We start from the raw sequence: 3,043 nt of genomic DNA, 5'->3' as shown, positions 1-3,043 counted from the left end.
TTTGTGCTCCAAAAAAGTCCCCTGGCCTCACAGCAATCCCTGTGGGAGCGGGCGTGCCCGCGAACACCGGCGCAGCCGGTGCCATCACAGCGCCTGCTCCTCGGCGGCATTATCGTCAGGCTGAGCGTTTCAGCCCGAGGCATTCGGCCCTTTTCCTATGCAATCCCCCAGCCCATAGCTATCATGCCTGCCTTATTCCAAGTCGAGACTGGCATGCTGAAGTTGTTGAATCTCCTCAAGGACGGCCGGTTCCATTCCGGAGAAGCTCTGGGGGCGGCCCTCGGGGTGAGTCGTAGCGCCGTTTGGAAGCAGCTGCAGCACCTGGAGAGTGAACTGAACCTCACCATTCACAAAGTTCGTGGGCGTGGTTACCAATTGGCTGCGCCGCTGGTGTTGCTCGAGGCACAAGCAATCGCCGGGTTCGCCGAAGGCGAGCAGTGGCCAGTATTCATCCACGACACAATCGACTCGACCAACGCCGAAGGCCTGCGCATGGTGGGTGAGGGCCAGGCAGCACCCTTTTTGGTTTTGGCCGAGCGCCAGAGCGCTGGCCGTGGCCGACGTGGTCGGCAATGGGTCAGTCCGTTTGCCGAGAACCTGTACTACAGCCTGGTGCTGCGGGTTGACGGCGGCATGCGCCAGCTTGAAGGCTTGAGCCTGGTGGTAGGGTTGGCAGTAATGCGCACCTTGCAGGGCTTTGGTGTAAAGGACGTAGGGCTGAAGTGGCCTAACGATGTCCTGGTTCGCGGGATGAAGATCACCGGCATTCTGCTGGAACTGGTGGGAGATCCAGCCGATGTCTGCCATGTTGTGCTGGGTATCGGCATCAATGTGAACATGCAGGCGAACGAGCAGGTTGACCAGCAGTGGACGTCGATGCGACGCGAGCTGGGTGGGGCAATAGACCGGAATCACCTGGTGGCGTCGCTAACCCAGCATTTGCAGCATGAACTGGCACGTCATCGGCGCTATGGTTTCGCTGCATTCCAGGAGGAATGGGAGCAGGCGCACCTTTGGCAAGGCCGGAGTGTATCGCTGATTGCCGGTAACACACGTATTGATGGTGTTGTTCTTGGCGTCGACGGGCAAGGCGGCTTGCGCCTTGAGGTGGATGGAGTGGAGAAGAGCTTCAGCGGTGGTGAGCTCAGTTTGAGGTTGCGTGATGATTCTTGAGCTCGATTGCGGAAACAGCTTTATCAAATGGCGGGTCATCCATGTCGCCGACGCAGTGATCGAGGGCGGCGGGATTGTCGACTCCGATCAGGCATTGGTGGCCGAAGTGGCCGCACTCGCCTCGGTGCGTCTTACGGGCTGTCGCATTGTAAGTGTGCGTAGCGAGGAAGAGACCGATGCGCTTTGCGCGGTTATCGCCCATGCCTTTGCCGTTCAGGCCCGGGTAGCGCACCCTGCCCGGGAAATGGCAGGCGTGCGCAACGGTTATGAGGATTATCAGCGTTTGGGAATGGATCGCTGGCTGGCCGCATTAGGTGCATTTCATGTTGCCAAAGGGGCTTGCCTGGTCATCGATTTGGGAACTGCTGCAAAAGCCGACTTCGTGGCTGCGGATGGCGAGCACCTGGGCGGGTATATCTGCCCGGGCATGCCATTGATGCGCAGTCAGTTGCGCACCCACACCCGGCGCATTCGTTATGACGATGCCTCCGCCGAGCGCGCGTTGACCAGCCTGTTACCAGGGCGCTCAACCGTCGAGGCAGTCGAGCGCGGTTGTGTTCTGATGCTGCAGGGTTTTGCCCGCACGCAGCTCGAGCAGGCACGCGCCCTGTGGGGTGAAGATTTCACCGTATTCCTCACTGGGGGCGATGCGCCGCTAGTGAGGGAGGCCGTGCCCCAGGCGCGTGTCGTGCCCGACCTGGTGTTCGTGGGGCTGGCCATGGCTTGTCCATTGGATTGAGGTGCCTATGCGTTGGTTGTTTCTGCTGTTACTGGTGCTCAACGTCTTCTACTACGTGTGGCATCAGCAGGAAGCCCCGCTGAAGGTCAAGGAAGTCGCCCCCTTGTCTCTGTACAAGGGGAGTCAGCAAGAAATCCGGCTTTTGCGTGAAACGGGTGTATCAACACCCCCAAAGCGCCGGGATGAATGCCTGGTAATAGGTGGGGTAATGGTGCAGGCGCAGCTCGAAGCCCTGCGCCAGCGCCTGCTTAGCCTCGATATTGCGACGTTGCCGGTGGTAGGGCAGTTGCCTGGTGCCGATGGTCGTTGGCTCAAGGTAGCCCCGGAAAGCGAGCGATTGCTGGATGAAACGGTGCTCTCATCTCTTTCCAATGATTTCAAAGACTTAAAACATAAAATTATTTTCTGCCAGGGTATTGCAACTGACGAATAGCTTGATAGAATGGCGCCCGCTTCACAGGGAACACCACTTAGGTGGTAGAGCTGGAAGCGGTGTCAAAGCAGCTAAGTTTCAGATTTGATTGAAAAAATTTGAAAAAACGCTTGACACTAGGACGGCAGACAAATAGAATGCCGGCCACATCTGGAGGGATTCCCGAGCGGTCAAAGGGGACGGACTGTAAATCCGTTGCGAGAGCTTCGAAGGTTCGAATCCTTCTCCCTCCACCAGTTTTAGCGAGAGCCGCAAGCTCCGCGGGTATAGTTTAGTGGTAGAACCTCAGCCTTCCAAGCTGATGATGCGGGTTCGATTCCCGCTACCCGCTCCAAGTTTGCTGGATTTTGCACAAAGTGTTTCGCTCTTGTAGCTCAGTTGGTAGAGCACACCCTTGGTAAGGGTGAGGTCAGCGGTTCAAATCCGCTCAAGAGCTCCATACAAACAAGGCAGATATGAAAATATCTGCCTTTGTTTTATCAGCGCAAGACTATTCTTCTGCGAGGGTTGTATCGATGGCTAAGGAAAAGTTTGATCGTTCCCTTCCCCACGTTAACGTCGGCACCATCGGCCACGTTGACCACGGTAAGACCACTCTGACCGCAGCTCTGACTCGCGTCTGCTCCGAAGTTTTCGGTTCGGCAGTCGTTGAGTTCGACAAGATCGACTCGGCTCCGGAAGAAAAAGCGCGCGGTATC

At 57.2% G+C, this 3,043-nt stretch carries 4 protein-coding genes and 3 tRNA genes; all 7 read left to right on the top strand.

Translation table 11 applies throughout. The annotated features are described in order from the left end of the window. Positions 1–213 precede the first annotated feature (213 nt). The gene (birA, locus tag APH30_RS26655) at positions 214–1,173 is read left to right on the top strand and encodes a bifunctional biotin--[acetyl-CoA-carboxylase] ligase/biotin operon repressor BirA (protein ID WP_054914206.1); all 960 of its coding nucleotides are present in this window, start codon (positions 214–216) and stop codon (positions 1,171–1,173) included. Next, a complete protein-coding gene (locus APH30_RS26650; RefSeq protein WP_054914205.1) occupies positions 1,163–1,912 on the top strand; it encodes a pantothenate kinase in 750 nt (249 codons plus the stop codon). Before birA ends, APH30_RS26650 begins: the two co-directional genes overlap by 11 nt. Before the next feature lie 7 nt (positions 1,913–1,919). Further along, the gene (locus APH30_RS26645) at positions 1,920–2,345 is read left to right on the top strand and encodes a hypothetical protein (RefSeq protein WP_054914204.1); all 426 of its coding nucleotides are present in this window, start codon (positions 1,920–1,922) and stop codon (positions 2,343–2,345) included. A 152-nt stretch (positions 2,346–2,497) separates the two neighbouring features. After that, positions 2,498–2,581: transfer RNA gene (locus tag APH30_RS26640), tRNA-Tyr, on the top strand. A gap of 24 nt (positions 2,582–2,605) precedes the next feature. Then, positions 2,606–2,679 (top strand) — tRNA-Gly (locus APH30_RS26635). Between the two features lie 29 nt (positions 2,680–2,708). Further along, a tRNA-Thr gene (locus APH30_RS26630) sits at positions 2,709–2,784 on the top strand. A 76-nt stretch (positions 2,785–2,860) separates the two neighbouring features. Further along, a partial coding sequence (locus tag APH30_RS26625; RefSeq protein ID WP_256222094.1) for a GTP-binding protein occupies positions 2,861–3,043 on the top strand: 183 nt, incomplete at its 3' end.

The sequence above is a fragment of the Pseudomonas sp. NBRC 111127 genome (assembly GCF_001320345.1).
Taxonomy (GTDB): domain Bacteria; phylum Pseudomonadota; class Gammaproteobacteria; order Pseudomonadales; family Pseudomonadaceae; genus Aquipseudomonas; species Aquipseudomonas juntendi.
This window is presented reverse-complemented; position numbering and strand designations above follow the sequence as displayed.

Coding starts and splice junctions, on each gene's coding strand:
- birA (WP_054914206.1), top strand. CDS start 214: ATGCTGAAGTTGTTGAATCTCCTCAAGGACGGCCGGTTCCATTCCGGA.
- APH30_RS26650 (WP_054914205.1), top strand. CDS start 1,163: ATGATTCTTGAGCTCGATTGCGGAAACAGCTTTATCAAATGGCGGGTC.
- APH30_RS26645 (WP_054914204.1), top strand. CDS start 1,920: ATGCGTTGGTTGTTTCTGCTGTTACTGGTGCTCAACGTCTTCTACTAC.